The sequence below is a fragment of the Pedobacter nyackensis genome (assembly GCF_900176505.1).
Lineage (GTDB): Bacteria > Bacteroidota > Bacteroidia > Sphingobacteriales > Sphingobacteriaceae > Pedobacter > Pedobacter nyackensis.
The window spans coordinates 199,838-217,472 of the sequence record NZ_FWYB01000001.1 but is presented as its reverse complement, the minus strand read 5'-3'; the positions used below and the strand labels follow the sequence as shown (position 1 = coordinate 217,472).

Sequence of the window (17,635 nt, the reverse complement as noted above, 5' to 3'; positions counted from 1 at the left end):
AGATCAGTTTAAAGATGGTTCTATAATTTTCAGTTCACGTTCCTGAGTATTGGCATAGGTATATTCATGCGCTACATCTCGGATCAACGTATCGATAAGCTTTAGTGGTAACGGTAGCGAAGTTGGTCGGTCAGGAGAAGAGAATGTAATTTGAGTAAGAGCAAATACATCTTCAAGTGCTTTTTCAAAATCAATATCACCATAGCTCAGGCTAACCTGAAGCGGATTAGATGATCCCGGCACTCTATATGGGAAACCTGTATTGAATATATAAGCTTGCTTTTTGTTCATATAAAAATATGTCCCGCAATCAGGATTCTCCAGAACTTTATTCGCCCCTTGGTAACAGGCAGCCCTGACTGGAACAGCTGAAGATTTTGCAATATCCAGCACACCAAGCTGAACATTTTCTTTAACGATCAGTTTCATTCGTTCCAGCTCCTCCATTGCGCCAACAAGAGCCTTTTCTTCTTCACCAAAAGAAACGCCATCCCGAAGTATTACAATACTTCGCGGTGCATCTTCTCCAATATTCAAATGCCGAGACAAAACTTTAACTATTTTATCCTGAATTACGGCATAATTGATTTTCTCATTTCTGAATGACCCCGTTGCTTTGGCTACCTGCTCAACATCGAAAACGATTTTTTCACCGTTTTTAAAGAAAAACACAAAACCTGCAAAAAATTCATGCGCATCAATACCAATGTATAGATCGTGGTTGAGATCTTTTGCTAATGCATACGGCCATTTCTTGTTAACGATCAAATATTCAAAAATAGTGTTGGTCTGATAGGCCTTGAAGTCACGCATCAACTTATCTGGAACTTGGTAAATCTGCTGTTTATTCCTGGTTACGACAGGCTTAAGAAATCTTTTCAGGCTTCTGGCACTCACACATTTAATCTTCACATCAGAAAATAGTTCCTTTTTAACAAGGTTGTGTAAGAATTTATTGAAACGTCCATTATCGCTACTTTCAGGAAGGACAAACAATGCATTACCGCCGGCAAGCCCCTTGCTAGCGACCAATGCTTTAAGATCCTTACAGACATTGCTTGCATAGGGTGCGGATTTCATAGAATACTGATGAATGGTGAAACCAGGAAATTCGGGTGCAATCATTTTAATGGCTTTATCCATATAATATTTGATACTTTTGGCCATAGTATAAGGTAAAGTTTCCGGTACAAGCAGGTACTGGGCCGCAAAAACTGTGTCGTTAATAATTCCATTATTGTAAACAAACTCTCTCCTTCGCTTTGGGAACTGATGGATTGGAGAACTATATTTTTCTTCACCTGCATATGGGTCAAGTATAGCATTTTTACCATATTTTAACGCTGGTAACGGAAAAATATCACAGTCCTTAGCGTGTGGCTTGGTCTCGATTTTTAGTTCCTGGCCGCTAAAACTCAATTTTTGAAAATATTTTCCCGCATGAAATTCAGAGCGTGTAAAACGTTTGCCCGGATCATTAATGGAAAGCCTGTGTAAACCATTATCCGCAAAATGGATGGCCTTGGCAAGACAAGTAGCTCCAGAAACCACTTTTGCACTGTTGTTGCTGTAGCTATGCCAAAAAGTCGCTGAGTCTTTTAACATAGGCTGTTTATATCTGGCAGTTGCATATTTTCCATGTTTTGTAATGTAGTCAAATACGGAGCCCTTAAACTGTTCAGTCTCGATTGTCTGTTCACCTATTGGAATTCCTGCAGATTTTCCTTTTACCACATACCAGTGATCCCCATTTTGATACAAGTAATTCCGACCATTAATCAGATCTCCCACTCTTTCGGCCGGCACCGATTTTAAGGCCTCATGCAAGTTGAATTTGTCTACATATTTGTAAGCAAGACCAATGCATACAAATACATTCCGCTTATCTTCAGCAACAATTTTATATTTGAATCCATGATAAATATCCGTTTCAATATCTTTAGATTCCCTTAAAGGAACTTTATTCAGAAATGTATTTGTTCCCCCATCCCAAAGGTTTTTGTTCTGATGTAACTGGAATTCTATTGAGCTTTCCAAAAACCTGATGGCAAGCCCCAACTCATCATCGATAATGTTACGCGTATGCAATGTAAAGACTCCTTCCAACGGTGTAAGTATGGTATCAAGGGGACTTCCAGGGATAACCCTTCGCTCGAGCTGCGCATCATGTTTCACTGCAATATATCGCTTTCCTTGATAACGGGTAACGGATACAACCCCTTTGGTTTCTGAAGCCAAAAAATTAACCGCATTAAAGAATGCTTTATTGAGTTCCCGAGTATTACTTTCCATACCTTCGACAGCAACATCAACCAGACGATACTGAAAAGTCAAATCAAGCCAATTGCTTAACCTGTACCAGTTTAGAATATTTGTCTTCATCATAACTAAAATTATTCAATACTAAATGCTTACACAGTAACTTGAATTTACACATCATGCAAGTTTCCGTCTTATCGGTGCTTTGGTAATCCTTTTCAAGATCTACCTCATCCCATTTTTTATTTTGAGAAAGGATATCCTGTTCTTCACGCAACGCATATACATCGTCCAGAGCGATTGCAGTGTTTTCGACTGTAAAAGGGTGAGCTTTGACCACCCCAGTCAACAAATTAATTTCGTAGACACTAAAGTCTTTCATTTGTGGAAGGGGTGTCCAGCCTTTTTCCTGGTACCAATTTTTAAGATAATGATAAGAAACAATACCTTCCAGGATCAGCTGCCTTGAGTAATCAGCATTGTCCTGATCAGAAACTTTCCAATCAATGATATCGGCCATTTTTCCGTTATGTCGCACCAAATCTATTTGAGGTTTTATAATAACTCCATCAAAATCAAACTCAAAATACCTGACGTCTGCCCGAAGGTAACGGGCAGAGGATAAGTATTCATCCATGCTTTTATCGGAGTCAGGACTTGGATAATCAGGAAATGCTAAAACAATTCTGTGTATTGTATCGTAGACCTGGTCCACATCATCCTGCAGAAAATCTACTCCGTTCTCATGTATATCTAAAATCAAAAAATCATTACCAACTTCTGTTCGCGAGAGTTCTGGCAAGTGATAATATCTATTCTTTGAAAAATCAAACTGCCTCTTGGCCAGTTCGACCAAGCCATTAGCCACTTGTGCATATTCAGGTTTTTTCTTCCTTTTATATACAGGTATAATCATGCTGGTTATGGCAAAATCTACTAAGCTACCTTGCCACATCTTCAAGCTCTGCATTTTAGAGAGCTCAAAAGCCTTACGCCTGAATGGATACGTAAAATGGAAATTAGATGCTTCGTATCCGAAGTAAAATTTCCTGTGGCATTGCCTTACTGCTGATAGTTTAGTAACGTTCCATTCCATAACCCTCTGTTCTTAGAATTGATTATACAACTCCGTTAATCGCTTGGTGTACTTATCAAGTGCTTCCCTATTCTGATAAAGATAACTTTCATCTGAACGTAAATTGGTGACCTCTCCTGGGTATGCACTTCTTCTGGCTCCTTTTCTAAACGAAGGCTGCATCCCAGAAGGAATGGAAAGAAACATTTTGCTCTCCGTACTTAACTTTTCAAAAGTCTGTTCAATTGCAAGCTTAACTTTATCAAGGGGCAAATCCAACATTTTCAGTAATTTCACGAGTGACTTTACAGGAATACTATTGGTAAAAGTCAAATCATTTTTAACTGAGTCCAAAACAGATTCAGTTAATCCTGTAACAGATTTTATCTCTTCAGTAGTAAGATCAGATTGTTGCAATGCATGATCTACTAATGAACCTAAAGAATCTTTAGAGATTGCTAACTGTAAGGCCTGCATCAAATTTTCCATCTTATTTTCAGCAAGTTCTGTCTCGATGGGTTGCTCAAATACAATTACAGATTCCATATCTAATGCTGCACCAGAATGAGGGTAATCATTGGCAAGATACGCGTTCAGGTATAATTCAAACGGTAGTATTGTTTCTTGTTGCTTCATGATTGATTTCTTTTAAAATTTCCAATGTCTTTTTTTCAACTTTTGCTTTAGCCCTTATAAACTTCACTTTTAGCTGCTTGTTTTCAATCCCAAGCATCCGCGCAATTTCCTCATAGCTATAATTATTCATTTTTAATAAGAGTAATTCCCTTTCCATATCTGAAACTATCAACAATGCCTTTTGAAGAGCTAGAAACAATTGACTGTTTAACGGAACCTCTTCGTAGGGATTTATTTGGTTAAGCTTCTGTATTATGGGTTCATAATCCCCAACATCAAAAGCATCTTCCTCAAATCCTGCAACTTCAGTAATCCAATCATTGTAGTTGAGAACAATTTGTTCCTTACTTTTTTTAGCCCTTATAAACTGAAGGATATTATTCTTATGAATTTTCAAAAGCCAGTTTTGAAAATGAGTTTCAGAAGAGAACTCATAACGGTCGATGACCTTACAAACTGTTTCTAAGGTTTTATACAAAACGTCATAGGCCTCATCTTCATCCAAAGACCACTTTGTAACGGTAAACTGGAACAAATGTCTGCCATATGCCTCGAAAAGTGCACTCAGGCCTGCTTTAGCATCCGTCTTAAATTTCTCTATTATGCTTAGATATTTCACTTCCATAGCTTTGTTACCTATATATATGCATTGAGGTTACCATTTTTGGTAGATCTAACATTTATTTTTCTAAAAATAACCAATTGAGTTAAATATCTGGCTACAGTTTTATTAACAGGATAATGTATGTTACTAAAGCGGAACTTTTTTGGTAATTTTATTTTACCATTTTAACGCCAATGAATGTAACTATCATTTTAGAATTTGCTGAGGAAGTGAGAACACGCTCAGTTATTGTCATTAACGGAGAAAAACTTGATCTAAACCGTTCAAAATACGACGGCAATTTTAGGTTGATCTATGAATTGAAAAACTATAAGCACAGATACATAGAGTTTATGCTCTATTCACCAACCGATTTTACCACAAGAAATATTCAAATTACCGTTATAATAAACGGGCGACGCTTTGGGTCAATGGTCGAAAAGCTGACTCGGACCCCAACCGTGCAGAAAATCAAACTATCGGGATCAGATGAATGGGAAAGAAAGTATTCCGAACATAGCGAATCCGAAAGTCAACTACCTAAGTACAGAAAAGTCAAAAAAGGATCCAATTGGCGAACTCAACAAGGCACTAATGAAAGTAATGTTTCAACAGAGCCATCCGAGTACAGTTACTTTGAAAAACAGAAACCCCGGGAAGATTTGCTGAGTAAAAAAAGTGATGAAGTAAAGAACACGGAAGTTGAAGTTTTTTATGCAACCAACCGCAAAAAAAAGATCACCAAAAAAAACCGGATTACCTATACAAATTCCCGAGGAGATCTTTCGATTGGAAAATGTTTGGTTAGTGTTCCCGGAGATCGCTCGAAGGGTGAATTCCCCTTACCAGCCTGGTATTTGTTCGGTTCTTCGACCGACGAAAACAATTACATCATTCTAAAAGAAGTCAGCGAACTTGGGCCAAAGGAGTTTTTTAACCAGATTGGAGAGAAGGTTAATTTTTCACCGGAGAAGGACGCTTTCTTATTTGTTCACGGATACAATGTAAGTTTTACTGAAAGTGTCTCCCGGGCAGCACAGATTGCGGTAGATATCGGATTCAATGGAGCCCCCTTAGTTTACAGCTGGCCATCAAGAAAAAATATGTTCTGGTATACCGCAGACGAAGCTACTGCAAGCGGATATTCAACCGATGATATCATCCAGCTACTGATCCAAATCAGAAAGACAGGAGCCGAGCGCATTCACATTATTGCCCATAGCATGGGCAACCGTCTGATTACGGACGCACTTCGTTCATTAGTAGATCAAGGCTTCAACAAAGATTTTTTGTTCAACCAGATCATCCTGGCGGCACCAGACATTGATGCAGAAGTATTTGTCAAACAAATCGCCCCCAAGCTTGTTCAAAGCTCTGAAAGAGTCACCATGTATGCCTCGGGGGGCGACATTGCACTTTGGTTTTCGGCAGGCATTCACGGGAAGATCCTGAGGGCGGGAAAAGTCACTCAGGAAATCGCTATAGCCGATGGCATAGATACCGTTGATGCTTCCAAGGAAACAACGGATTTACTCGGACACGGGTATTTTGCCCACAACAGCGCTTTGATTGATGATATCTTTCAGTTAACCAGGCACGGGTTATCTCCCGCAGACAGAAACCTGAGAAAAAAAGAATCAGGAGAACATACCTATTGGGAGTTCTGGTAAAATAACAACTTCTATTGCCCTCCCCTATGACTTGACTAAATTTTCTGACTAACTAGCCCTTTTAAGAACAAGTGATTACAAGTAAATAAATCAGATTTCAACTCCTGATTATGTATAAGTATTTTCAGTCCATATTATCCAGTTCATTTCTTTCTTCGATATTGTCCCTTAATTTTGGTCCCCATCACTTTTTCAAAATTTACTATGGCATCACAGTGCTCCTAAAAGTTCGACATATTGCCGCTCGACTCTAGAGCTCATTATGATATTTTTGAACAAATTAACGTATATACCCACAACTAATTCTAAACAACAGGTTAATATACCTAAAACTGCCTTAGCAGTCTGGCATTCAGGTGCCAGAGGCAAGACCCAAACAGTAAGAGAGTTTGCAAACTTTCTTTTAACTAGTTATCCTCACTATAAACCAATCTTTCCTCTACCAGCTTTAGCCCCTCCAGTGGGTGACTTTAGATTAGTAGTTGAAATCAATGGAGTCATAGTTGGTGTGGAAAGCCAAGGTGATCCACATACAGGATTAAAGGATCGATTAATCGATCTGGCAGATAACTATCATTGTGATATTATCATCAGCACATCTCGTACTCGAGGTGAGACTGTTATAGCAGTTGACCATTTACATTATAGTAAAGGCTTTCAGATTATCTGGACATCCACATATCAAATCAGTGGTACAGTTAAGCTTGTTACCTCAACACATTTCAAGAAATTCCGGCATAAACGTTCAGGTGGCCATCACCTAATTATTGTACTGCTTAATCGAGTTGAAGTTGCGCCAGTTTCTGATGTTGCGGCATTGGACTGGACTTATCAAAGGGAACGATCTTCATTCTCATTGTTTGCTTATTCTTGAAGTGTCTTGATATTTCTTGTGTAAGCTCAGTATAGTTATTGCCGCCTTCTGGGAATTCATAATAATAGATTTTAATAGAAATGCAGTTTTCATGTTCAAATATCATATTGAGCATTGTTCTATCGGAGAGGCCACACGAATGCCCTAGTATACAGACTTGGAATTTATTGCTTTGAATAAATCGGATCAAATTATGGTAATTGGATGTCTTAAAATACCAGAATGACTTAATGTAATTAAATATATCCTTCGTCTTACTAAGTTCAAGCCTAACATAATCCGCGTCGAGCTCATCACCAAATCCAAATATTACTGGATTAGATATATTATTAAGTTCACCATGAATATAAATAATTTGCTCTTTGTCTATATATTTCTCGACTGTTTCAGTATAATTGAAGTTCAGAACTAATGTGTCATAACGTTCATAAAACGGATCTGAAATCAGCCCGACTATATCGGAAGTATTTACCTTGTTCGTAAATATTGTCTGATATTCTGCTGCACTGCCAATAGTAATGGATGATAGGTAAAGCTCCAATTGAGAAATTATGTATTTGATTGAAAGGTTTAATTTTCTTACATCTTCTTGTTTCGATTGATTGCTATCTTGTAAAATTAGCTTTAATTCATCGTAAAAGAGGTTCTCAATTTCGACCCACTTACTAATTGAACAATGGTCTATTATCTTTGATAGTAACGTTGACTTAATCCTAACTTTAAAAGGCACTTCAGGTCTTCTTCTTGTATCACCATTCAGGCCAAATGTGATACGTGTTCGACGATTTTGTAATAATTTATTCAAATCGTCCTTTTCATAAAAACCATCTACATATTCCGCGATACTTCTATTTCCTAACTCTGATTTAAATAAGCGTAAATTACCTGAATCTATATCCATTAGTTCATCTGAATATTTTCCAGACTGCAAATATTCTGAGAATCCTTTTTTTATATACCATAGGATGAAATCATTATAGGCCGTTTTCATGCCATGAGCTAAATCAAATCCGTTACCAACTAATACTAATTTATTCATTAACCTATTTATTAGATATAGCACTAAGATAATAGATTGCCGCGAAGAGAGAATTATAATAATTAATAGTTCTCACAAAGTTAAGCCTCAGCCTGTTCAAGCGTCCAAGAACTTCCCGCATAAACGCTCCATCCGTACCACAACCATTTATTCGTTTACTTATCTACGGGCTTGCTCAAGCGAGATTGCTCATATAAGCCAGGATGAGTAACGATATTAAGTTTGGCACGTAAAAGTCTTAAAGCATATTTTATTTGACTTGCTACAGTATGTTCAGATAGCGATAGCTTTGCAGCAATTTGTTTATTGTTTAAACCTTGATTGTGTCTCAATAAAAAAACTTCCCTCATTTTCACAGGTAATGCATTAATTGCTTTTCCAATCAGTTTCGAACTTTCATTTGTTCTGACGATATAATCAGTAGAAGAGGTATTTATTGGTTCTTTATAAGCACCCTCATGTTGTCGAATATACTTTTGATGTCTAAACCTACCAAAGGCTCCGTTTAATGTAGCTCTAAACAGATATCCGGACAGGTTTGGCCCTATCATAAAATCTTCCTTAGACTTCCATAAATTAAAATATACATCATGTATCACGTCTTCGGCTGCGGCCTTGTCCTGAAGCTTTCGATAGATATAGTTATATAATGACTGCTTATAGCGTAGATAAATTTCTTCAAATGCAGTATGATTACCCAATTTCAAAAGTCCTACTAATTCAAGATCAGGTAATTTTTCATAACCCAACCCATTCCTATTGCTGCGTTTTAATTCCATTTATTTATTGCTTTTATTGATAGTTAATAATTGTTTCCAGCGGCGTCAATGAGCTCGCAATAGTTTTTTTAGATTGAATTCCTCTGTCCAATACTCTTTGTTAGTGCGTTTTTCATAGGCTTTGTATTGAGCAATGCCATTTGCGGTGATTAGGAGTTGGTGAGCTTGGAGGGGATGATTAGGATGCTGAAATGTGCGCTCTGTTTCGGGCGATAAAGTCACATAAGCCCAGTCATCATGTGGAGGCAGGATTTCGTTTACCAGTTCGCGGGTACCCGGACTATTGTAAAACCTTATCGATGCATCCCAAAAAATATGGCAATTGAAATCATCATCAGTCTTAAATTGTTCAATAGCTTGTAAACGGGATGCTATAAGTACTTTCCATGATTCGGTTAGGTATATAATGGCAAATTCAATGCTTTCCCAGGCGCTGCTGGTGTTGGCTTTAATTAGTATATGTGGTGTGGGGTTCTTTGATCGTTTCATATTGTGTTCAGAAAATTTAAGGCATAGCGATGCCAGGACAATGATTTATAGGCTATCCATATTGATTTAAACAGGAACGGTTGATTAGTCTGGTGGACAGACAATAAGGGCATAAAGAATTTTACTTACTATTTCCATTTTCAGTTGATTTAAAGCTGATATTAATGGAATCCGGCAAGAAAGGTTCTTTATTTACATATTATGAATTGACTATTCAGAATTTCTCTGCATCTGGGCAGGGATTATTTACACAAAAAGCGTGGAACCTCACTTACCGAGCCAGAGGTCCTGAGAGACCGTGCAACGAATAAGCAAGGCCCACGCTTTTTAGCGCGAGCACTTTTCACTTATCCTCTTGTTGCTTGTGAAGTTCTCAGGTTTCTGGCTCAAGATTCTTAAGTGCTAAATGCTTCAAATATTTTGAAGATTCGGCAAAAGTATAATATTAACTTGTTACATACATTATTAGTTTACCAAATATACATAAATTACACAAATTAACACAAATATTTCAGTAAAATTAATTTTTGTAATTTATTATAGTATTTTGGGTGAAATAACAAAATTTTGAAGTATTACCTGCTATCAGGCATAAAATTCTCATCAACAACCAACATTTTCAATTTGGGAAGCAAACCAGGAGTTACGGTGTAGGTTCCCTTAGCTGCGATAAAGAACATGGTATGCTTATCCTGTTTAATATTAGCGTTGAATTTCACTTTCCCATCACTACTGGTCACATTCCACTCGCCCGCCTTCATTCCCGTTAACACAACCTGATATTTACCTTTTTCAGGAATATTCAATACAAAACTCTTATCAATCAACTTATCACTTTTATTCATACTCACTACCCGGTCTCCAACTATAACCACATTGCTAACTGCTGTTTCTGAATGTGCAATCGGCAGTGCTACTGTATTACCGGCTGTTAGCTGAAACACCGTAAGGAAATGATCACTTTTATTTGCTGCATTGGGCGAAACCATGATCCTATATCCACTCGCCTCCGGTAAATTACTTACCGGCACGTCATATTTAAACTTAAATGAACTGTTGGCATCATCACCTTCCAGTATTTCAATCTTGCGTTCATTTGCTGCAGGCACCAATATATCGACCTGTGTTTTACCCACAGCGCCATCAATTTGGCTGTGGAGCATTACACCATTCCCGGTAATCTGGGGTGAATTAAGCGAATTGATTTGCCAGTATTTTTTAAACTCAGGATAAGCAGTAGTCATATGATCTGCTAAAATAATGACAGCCGGAATATCTTTGCGGTCCATATTCAAAAAACAAAAGCTTCTTGTGTACGCACTTATTTTTGAAGTATAAGCAGCAGTTAGGTCTGTAGCAAAATAACTAAAATAAGGCCTTAATTTGGAAGGACCAAAATCTGCGGACAAGATCTTTCCATTGTTAAATGTTGGATCCTTTTGTGCTTCCTCAGGCGTCTTAGGATTACTCTGAACCAATCTGGTTCCCCCATCATTAGATTCAGTCTTTAGGTATTTTTCGGCAGGATCAACGGCAAGCATCATGCTATGGGCAATTGATCTTTTATTGAAGTTAAGGTCATAGGGTGTGCCATAAAACTTATAAAGCCCTATGTCACCAAATTGAAAGCCCCTATAATAAAGCTGCATTGATCCGGCATCGCTATGTTGGTGGTTGCCAAAATGATAACCACCTCCTTTTATCTCAGCCACCACATCGTTGCTTCCTTTACCTATGTCCCATCCTGTTCGGGCTACCATTGATCCAAGAATAGGCCCGAAATCCTTTGTCAGGGATAAAGAACGCTTGTCGGGATTAGCCTTTAAAGCAGGGTCATTCAAAAGCAAAAATAAAACCGGATTCTTTGGCAATCCGCCCTGGCGCTCAAAATCCGCTTTAACTATCGGATCTTTTGAATACGAATAACACAATAGCATCGTTAACGGCGAACTCCAGTAATAAGGTTTCCCGCTAACACCTGCTGAGCCAAAACCATCTCCATCCCTCAGCATCTGTCCGTCCGGACTGCGCATGTATAGCCAGAAATCACTTACTTTTTTGATATTGTCATCAAAAACATTTTTACCAGTCATCCCTTTAAACAACCATGCAGCATGCATATCCCAACCGAAACGATATGCACCATAATTTACACCCTGATTGTGCCTTGGCGATTGATATTCAAACTTACGCATCGGAACCAGTTCTTTCAGAACCGCGTAAGATGTATATTTATAAGGCAACGGATCCTCGTCATAAATCGCTATACTCATAGCTAACAAATCACGGCAAACCTGAGCCTCGTTTCCATGACCATTTACAATTTTTTGCAAAAATGGAGGCCAGCCAATTTCCATATCATCGGCAAGCCGCATCAGATTGTCACAGAAAATCTTTTTCTCACCTTGTGGCAGCAAATCATAACACCAATCGTAAACTTCTGAAGCAGTGAATATCGCTCTTCCAATTTCCCTGGTGATATCAAGGATATTTCCAAATTCAACACCGGCGAGATAGCCAGACATCAATTCAATAGCTTCCCGCCCGATTTTTTTATCGCCCGTCATCAGGTAATAAAAGGCCTTAGCTTCAGCTGCCTGCTCTAATTTTTCATCATGAGCCATCTCTACATTGGGATCAAAATGATGGGAATATGGCTTCAGTGCTATTTTTTTTACTTCTTCCCAGGCCTGCTGGTTTTCTGAAAGCGTTAAATTTAATTTGACCTTTGGTAACGTCTCCTGATTTACCCAGAGTCTTGGTCGGGTTGCGGGAGGAACAATTTCAGGATGATATTGCTGGGCCGCAGGAGGCACTGCAGGAGCTATATAAGGACTAAATTCAATATACTCCAGCCTTACACCACGAGGAAGCCAGATTTTGATTTGCTGAGCCTCACCCGTTAATGAAAATTTACCGGAAGTTTGCGATGGCCTGTCCCAGGGAACATAAACTACCCTTTTTGTCGGCCGCAGTTCATCGATTTGAATTTTGATAAATAAAGACTCGTATTTACCTTTCGCCTTTTTCATCAAAGCAGCTCCTTCATCGTCTGTAACAGCAAAAGTTCGCATCACATAACGCCCAGCGGCAGGAAGCTTTACATTAAATACAAGATCAGGTTCGAGCCTTCCTCCATCAACCGCAGCTGCAATGCCTTTCTTTAAAGACATCCCTTGTCCGCTACCCAACCGTTTATCGGCTACAATTTCAGCAGAGGCAGCATTAACCTTTACAGCTTCGAGACCAAACCTGTAGTTTTTAACAAAATCATTTGCCGCTACCAATTTAGCACTACAAAGTGCAAGCAGTAGAACCGAGAACCTCAATAGATTAGTTTTCATTTTATTATTTTGTTTAGTTATAAAGCAAAAAGCATTAGATAGGTTTTAAAATGATGGCATCTGCCGTCAGAAGACCATTCGAACCAGCTGAGGAAATCTCAACAAAAGCATTTCTACCTACCGATAGGTGGTAGGTACCTAAATTGATCCACTCACCGGCACTTAAGCCCAGCTCTTTGATATCAGCCGTTTTTATATTGACAGTTTTACGCTTCACCCCATCAAATACATTGTAATTGGTAACCTCAGCGCGTTTTTCATTTTTCGGGAAGTAAGCAAACACTTGATATTTTCCGGCTTTTTTTACCTCTGGCCTGAACGTTACTGTATTTTCGACAGTTGATTTACCATTACTGATCAACACATTTTTCCCGTATCCGCCTTTTACCTCATTCCAATCACCTTTTATTTCAACATTTTTTTCGTGGTCGTTATCGACAAGAATTTCAACAGTTTTACCATTTACCAGAGGATCTTCAGTTAACAAACGTTGTATATCTTTTATCGCAACCTTTTGCACAGCAACACCTTTGTCAATGGCTAAAACAGCTGCCGTGGCGGCCGACTGCCCCATTACCATAAACACCGGCTCCATACGGATTGACCCAAAAGCAATATGAGATGCCGACAGACAAACCGGAACAAACAGATTGGTACATTCTGATTGTTTGGGCACTATTGATCGGTAAGAAATAGGAAATGCATTGGGCACCTTCTTTTGTACATCGCCTTCATTCTTTACCATTCCATTAACTACTATACGCTGGCAATTATGCGAATCCATACCATAGGCTGCCATACCAATTGCATCTTCTACTACTTCTACCCCCTCACAGTGCTTCTGGCTCATCACTACATCACTTACCATTCTTCTCGCTTCTCTAACGTATAACTGGTTAGAAAAACCACCAAGGTCTTTAAATTCATCTTTAGTATAGCCCCAGGTTAACATATCTTTTCGTACGGCCTCAGGAACACTTTTATCATGCGACATAAAATAGAGCAATCCTTTAGTGTAGTCTTCATGAGCCTTCCAGATTTCTTTTCTTTTGTTATAATCTGCCTCTGGATAGTCATAGTTTTCACCAATCATATCTGTAGAAAAACCACCGAAATTATTAAAATCTGTCTTTCCATTAGGCATGTCCTTAATCAGAAAATTACCCTTGTTATTTATTTCAGTTAAGCCATTCTGCTTTGTTGATGTAAACTCACCATTTACCCCTTTCCATCCTTCCTTCTCAATTACCCGGGTCAATAAGGTGTACTTTGAGGGGTTATAGTTTTCCGGACGGCTAAATGGAATCTGGTTATTTTTATCCTGCGTAAGACATAAACGGAAATTATAGGCCTGAATCAATTTGTCGCCAGTACCAGTAGGTGCCAAAGTTCCCTTTCCAATGCCATAAAGCAATCCGCTTTCCTGTTTTCCCGGAACAACATAAGGATCTATACCGTCGGGCATCTGATGAAAATCCGACATCTGAATACCATTATAGGTCTCTCCATACCTACTGTTTGCCTCACGTCCATAGGTATAAGACACTCCGGATTTGGCCATTAAATCACCTTCGTAAGTACAATCAATGAACATTTTAGCCCTGACTGTTTTATTGGTAGATTGCTGTGGATGGTCCGACACTTCTACCGTTATTTCAGAGATATTTCCATTCTGTTTTTTAACACCAATCAGTCTGTGATTTTTAACAATATTTAATTTAGCCTCTTTAATCATGTCGCTATATACTTTGTCTGCTACATGCGGTTCAAAAACCCATTGCTCAAATTTGCCATAGTAAGTACCCAACCTGCGGTAAAAATCTCTGGCCAAACCTGTTATTGCAAATTTATTCCCTATATCAGTGGCGCCTAAACCGCCGGTAGTTAAACCACCCAGGTATTTTCCCGGTTCAATAATAACGACTGATTTACCCATTTTCTTTGCGGTATAAGCAGCTACAATTCCGGCCGAACTACCACCATATACACAGATATCGACAGGTTTAATCTCTTCTGCCGAAGTGCTAAACATCCCTAAGCAAACAAATAAGGGAAGCAACAATACTTTAATTCTTTTCATCTCTATATTTTGTTAATGTCCTTCAATTATTCTATCGTAATTTCGAATTCCTTCCTGATGGTTTTTGAATCATTGCTCCGGCTGTTTGACCCTATGAAAGTAACCTTGTATTTTCCACGGGCAGTATAGATATATTGGTAAGTTAGCGGCATAACATTACTGATATCTTTTATAGAAACCGGGTAATCCCTCAAAATGGCATCCGGATAAATCGGCGCTGATACTGCCCAGTTTTCCGTATCACCACTATTTATGGCGGGTGCATTTGTAAATAAGCCACCCGTAGTGATCCAGGCATAAGCTTTATTTTTAACACTTATCGCTTTCCAGCCAAAAGTAGTTACAGTTCCCAATGCCATTACTGTTCCATCCGGAAGATTATTGGTCATGGTGAAGACCGTTACAGTCCATCGTGTTTGCACCCCAGTTGGATTATTCGGGCTTTTGAATTTCCAGGCCAGGAATAAAGGTTTGGTCGCATGTTTTAAATCCGTTAAATCTAAAAGACCCGCGTCGACCCCAGATGTTGTATTGGCTGTGGGCAGCCTTGTTAGCCTGTCGGTAATATCTGTCCATTTTGCATCAACAACATCCGCTGAATCCCGGAGTGGATTCAAGTCATTAGTAGCCAAAAGAGATAAGCTTTTTTGAGAAGATACATTTCTAAGAAAAAGGTTTACCTGAAGTTTAACTGTTCCGTCGGCCCTGGTCCGCTCCCTGTTTTCATATTTTTTACCGGTTTCGCCTGAGTACAGTGTCAGGTAATCAGCGTATCCTGAAAAATTGAATTTAACGGTATCGCCAAGTTTATAAACAGCTTTCTCAACCCTAACATCGAATTCCGGATCCGTCAATTCCGTTTTATCACAAGCGGTTAGCAGCAGCGCTGCACATACCCATATATAATAGCTCTTCATGTTCTTAATTTTTACCATCCTGGATTTTGAGTTAATAGTTTGTTAAGCGTTAAATCATTTGAAGGAATAGGCATAAAAATATTACGTCCGGTAATATTTCCTGAAGCCCTGTAAGCAGTAGAAGACCCACCGTTGGTTTTGGCATACGCATTAAAATCCTTCATCATCGTTACAAATAATCCCCAGCGGATCAGATCAAGTCTTCTATGTCCCTCAAAACAAAGCTCTCTCATACGTTCATTTACAATTAAGTCGAAGAACTCTTCCTTACCCATTCCCAATTCAACATCCGCATCATTCATACTTGAGATGGTTGCTGTAGCCGTAGCTCCCGTTCCGTTTCCTCCAGAAATCGTAATTGTCGGCGCCGATTGATAAAACTGACCTCTGGTGATGATATTAATTGCTGTAATTTTCTTTGTAGTTGCATTGATCACCGCAGTAGCAGTAGCCTGAACTGTTGCACCCCCACCAGAGAAGGTTACTGTAGGTGCAGTATCATAATTAACACCAACGTTATTTACGGTCACACTTTTTAATACATTTCCATTTAAAAGCTTACCGTAACCACGCTGGCGAACCAGATTTATGGCTTTATAAGCACTGTCTGTCGGTCCTCCATTTAATTCATTAGCTGCCTCTGCATACATTAAAAGTATATCCGAGTACCGCAACATCGTCACATTCATCCCGTTGGTTTTGGCCTTTGGCGCAGTTATTTCGTACTCCCTTCTCCACTTACCTGCGTTCATTAACCATGGATTGGTAACCGCAGCATACTTGGCTGTGGTGGTTGAACCATAATTGTAGTTTGCACAGTTCCAGTCCCGGCGCAAATCAAGGGTTGGACGAATGGTTGCCACTACTGCAGGATTAATTACTTCATAAGCATCAAAAAGTTTTTTAGTTACGTTTACCCTGGCCGCAGAATAACCCACACTTTCATCAAAGCATAATATGCCTATAAAGTTGCCTGTAGCCTGATTGGTTTCATCTAATCCTCCTGTACCATTTCCCCAAAACTCAACTTCCCAAATGCTCTCTTTTACATCATATTCATCTCTGGCAAGTTTGATGAAGATATTGGAGTAATCCGGATTTAAAATGTGCTCTCCGGAAGTAATCACTTTATAGGACCAGGCTTTAGCATCCTGATATTTTGCTTTATCATTGAGCGGCTGCCCTGCCATCTGTAGACAAATTCTGGCCAGCATGCCTTGAGCGGCAGTTTTAGTCGCCTTACCACTATACCCCAATTTAGTAACAGTCTGGGTGCTCAATAAAGCTTCCGCTTGTGTCATATCCGACAAAATCTGCGCGTATACAAGCTTTAAAGGCGTACGGGCAATATCTACATTTGTTACAGATGTAGTTGGCTTAGTGATTAAAGGTACATCGCCAAAATTAGCAGCCAGCACAAAGTAATAGTAAGCTCGTAAAAATAAGGCCTCCCCCTTTATCACTTTCCTCCGTTCTTCATTCATCGATGGTTTATCAATGTTATCCAATAGGGTATTGGCTCGCGAAATTCCTGCATATAGTGTTCCCCAGAAAGCACCAATTTCAGGTGTAGAAGAACTGTACTCATAAAAGCAGTGCGCCAAACCTCCGCTTGAAAGCCATAAATTAAAGGTTTCTTCATCTGTCTGCGCATTGAAGGCATAGAGCATATCAGTCTTAAACATCGACTTCGTACCTAAAATATCGTATACTCCGTTTAAGGCATTCTGAAGATCATCGGCTGTTTTATAATAATTTACTGGCGACAAAAAATCTGAAGGTTTAGTTTCAAGAAGCTTTTTGCATGAAGTAGAAAGCGTAGAAAGCGTAACAACTGCGATGATTGCAATTTTTGTAATATTATTCATT

Annotated in this window: 12 protein-coding genes; 1 reads left to right on the top strand and 11 read right to left on the bottom strand. The window is 39.0% G+C overall.

Features of this window, described 5'->3' with window-relative positions; genetic code table 11:
- Positions 1-3: 3 nt before the first annotated feature.
- The 4 genes from B9A18_RS01005 to B9A18_RS00990 are packed head-to-tail and all read right to left on the bottom strand — an operon-like array spanning position 4 to position 4,595.
- Positions 4-2,385: an argonaute/piwi family protein gene (locus B9A18_RS01005; protein ID WP_144009354.1), complete on the bottom strand. Its 2,382-nt coding sequence runs from the start codon at positions 2,383-2,385 to the stop codon at positions 4-6.
- Positions 2,336-3,355, bottom strand: a complete 1,020-nt coding sequence (locus B9A18_RS01000; RefSeq protein ID WP_144009353.1) for a hypothetical protein — start codon at positions 3,353-3,355, stop codon at positions 2,336-2,338. The genes B9A18_RS01005 and B9A18_RS01000 overlap by 50 nt, the downstream gene beginning before the upstream one ends.
- A gap of 12 nt (positions 3,356-3,367) precedes the next feature.
- Positions 3,368-3,970 carry a hypothetical protein gene (locus B9A18_RS00995; protein ID WP_084286801.1) on the bottom strand — a complete coding sequence of 201 codons (603 nt, stop codon included), beginning with the start codon at positions 3,968-3,970 and terminating at the stop codon, positions 3,368-3,370.
- Positions 3,939-4,595: an RNA polymerase sigma factor gene (locus B9A18_RS00990; RefSeq protein WP_084286800.1), complete on the bottom strand. Its 657-nt coding sequence runs from the start codon at positions 4,593-4,595 to the stop codon at positions 3,939-3,941. Before B9A18_RS00990 ends, B9A18_RS00995 begins: the two co-directional genes overlap by 32 nt.
- Before the next feature lie 173 nt (positions 4,596-4,768).
- Here B9A18_RS00990 and B9A18_RS00985 point away from each other — a divergent pair, with 173 nt between their 5' ends.
- Positions 4,769-6,244 carry an alpha/beta hydrolase gene (locus B9A18_RS00985; RefSeq protein WP_084286799.1) on the top strand — a complete coding sequence of 492 codons (1,476 nt, stop codon included), beginning with the start codon at positions 4,769-4,771 and terminating at the stop codon, positions 6,242-6,244.
- Between the two features lie 776 nt (positions 6,245-7,020).
- Here B9A18_RS00985 and B9A18_RS00980 read toward each other — a convergent pair.
- The 7 genes from B9A18_RS00980 to B9A18_RS00950 all read right to left on the bottom strand — a co-directional run bounded on the left by B9A18_RS00980 (position 7,021) and on the right by B9A18_RS00950 (position 17,634).
- Complete coding sequence (locus tag B9A18_RS00980) at positions 7,021-8,157, bottom strand: AbiH family protein (protein WP_084286798.1); 1,137 nt, start codon at positions 8,155-8,157, stop codon at positions 7,021-7,023.
- Positions 8,158-8,312: 155 nt separating this feature from the next.
- Positions 8,313-8,936 (bottom strand): RNA polymerase sigma factor, encoded by a 624-nt coding sequence (locus B9A18_RS00975; RefSeq protein ID WP_084286797.1) that lies wholly within the window; start codon positions 8,934-8,936, stop codon positions 8,313-8,315.
- Positions 8,937-8,981: 45 nt separating this feature from the next.
- Entirely contained in the window at positions 8,982-9,425 is a 444-nt protein-coding gene (locus B9A18_RS00970; protein WP_084286796.1) for a hypothetical protein, read from the bottom strand.
- Between the two features lie 575 nt (positions 9,426-10,000).
- Positions 10,001-12,769, bottom strand: coding sequence for a hypothetical protein (locus tag B9A18_RS00965; RefSeq protein WP_084286795.1), 2,769 nt, complete (start codon positions 12,767-12,769; stop codon positions 10,001-10,003).
- 34 nt (positions 12,770-12,803) lie between these two features.
- Positions 12,804-14,849: an FAD-dependent oxidoreductase gene (locus tag B9A18_RS00960; RefSeq protein ID WP_144009352.1), complete on the bottom strand. Its 2,046-nt coding sequence runs from the start codon at positions 14,847-14,849 to the stop codon at positions 12,804-12,806.
- A gap of 26 nt (positions 14,850-14,875) precedes the next feature.
- Positions 14,876-15,766, bottom strand: coding sequence for a DUF5017 domain-containing protein (locus tag B9A18_RS00955; RefSeq protein ID WP_159452564.1), 891 nt, complete (start codon positions 15,764-15,766; stop codon positions 14,876-14,878).
- An 11-nt stretch (positions 15,767-15,777) separates the two neighbouring features.
- Positions 15,778-17,634, bottom strand: a complete 1,857-nt coding sequence (locus B9A18_RS00950) for a RagB/SusD family nutrient uptake outer membrane protein (protein ID WP_084286793.1) — start codon at positions 17,632-17,634, stop codon at positions 15,778-15,780.
- Position 17,635: the final 1 nt, after the last annotated feature.

Excerpts from the sequence above, each read along its gene's own strand:
- B9A18_RS00980 (WP_084286798.1), bottom strand. The coding sequence starts at position 8,157 with ATGAATAAATTAGTATTAGTTGGTAACGGATTTGATTTAGCTCATGGC.
- B9A18_RS00950 (WP_084286793.1), bottom strand. The coding sequence starts at position 17,634 with ATGAATAATATTACAAAAATTGCAATCATCGCAGTTGTTACGCTTTCT.
- B9A18_RS01000 (WP_144009353.1), bottom strand. The coding sequence starts at position 3,355 with ATGGAATGGAACGTTACTAAACTATCAGCAGTAAGGCAATGCCACAGG.
- B9A18_RS00965 (WP_084286795.1), bottom strand. The coding sequence starts at position 12,769 with ATGAAAACTAATCTATTGAGGTTCTCGGTTCTACTGCTTGCACTTTGT.
- B9A18_RS00970 (WP_084286796.1), bottom strand. The coding sequence starts at position 9,425 with ATGAAACGATCAAAGAACCCCACACCACATATACTAATTAAAGCCAAC.
- B9A18_RS00955 (WP_159452564.1), bottom strand. The coding sequence starts at position 15,766 with ATGAAGAGCTATTATATATGGGTATGTGCAGCGCTGCTGCTAACCGCT.
- B9A18_RS00960 (WP_144009352.1), bottom strand. The coding sequence starts at position 14,849 with ATGAAAAGAATTAAAGTATTGTTGCTTCCCTTATTTGTTTGCTTAGGG.
- B9A18_RS00985 (WP_084286799.1), top strand. The coding sequence starts at position 4,769 with ATGAATGTAACTATCATTTTAGAATTTGCTGAGGAAGTGAGAACACGC.
- B9A18_RS00995 (WP_084286801.1), bottom strand. The coding sequence starts at position 3,970 with ATGAAGCAACAAGAAACAATACTACCGTTTGAATTATACCTGAACGCG.
- B9A18_RS00975 (WP_084286797.1), bottom strand. The coding sequence starts at position 8,936 with ATGGAATTAAAACGCAGCAATAGGAATGGGTTGGGTTATGAAAAATTA.
- B9A18_RS01005 (WP_144009354.1), bottom strand. The coding sequence starts at position 2,385 with ATGATGAAGACAAATATTCTAAACTGGTACAGGTTAAGCAATTGGCTT.
- B9A18_RS00990 (WP_084286800.1), bottom strand. The coding sequence starts at position 4,595 with ATGGAAGTGAAATATCTAAGCATAATAGAGAAATTTAAGACGGATGCT.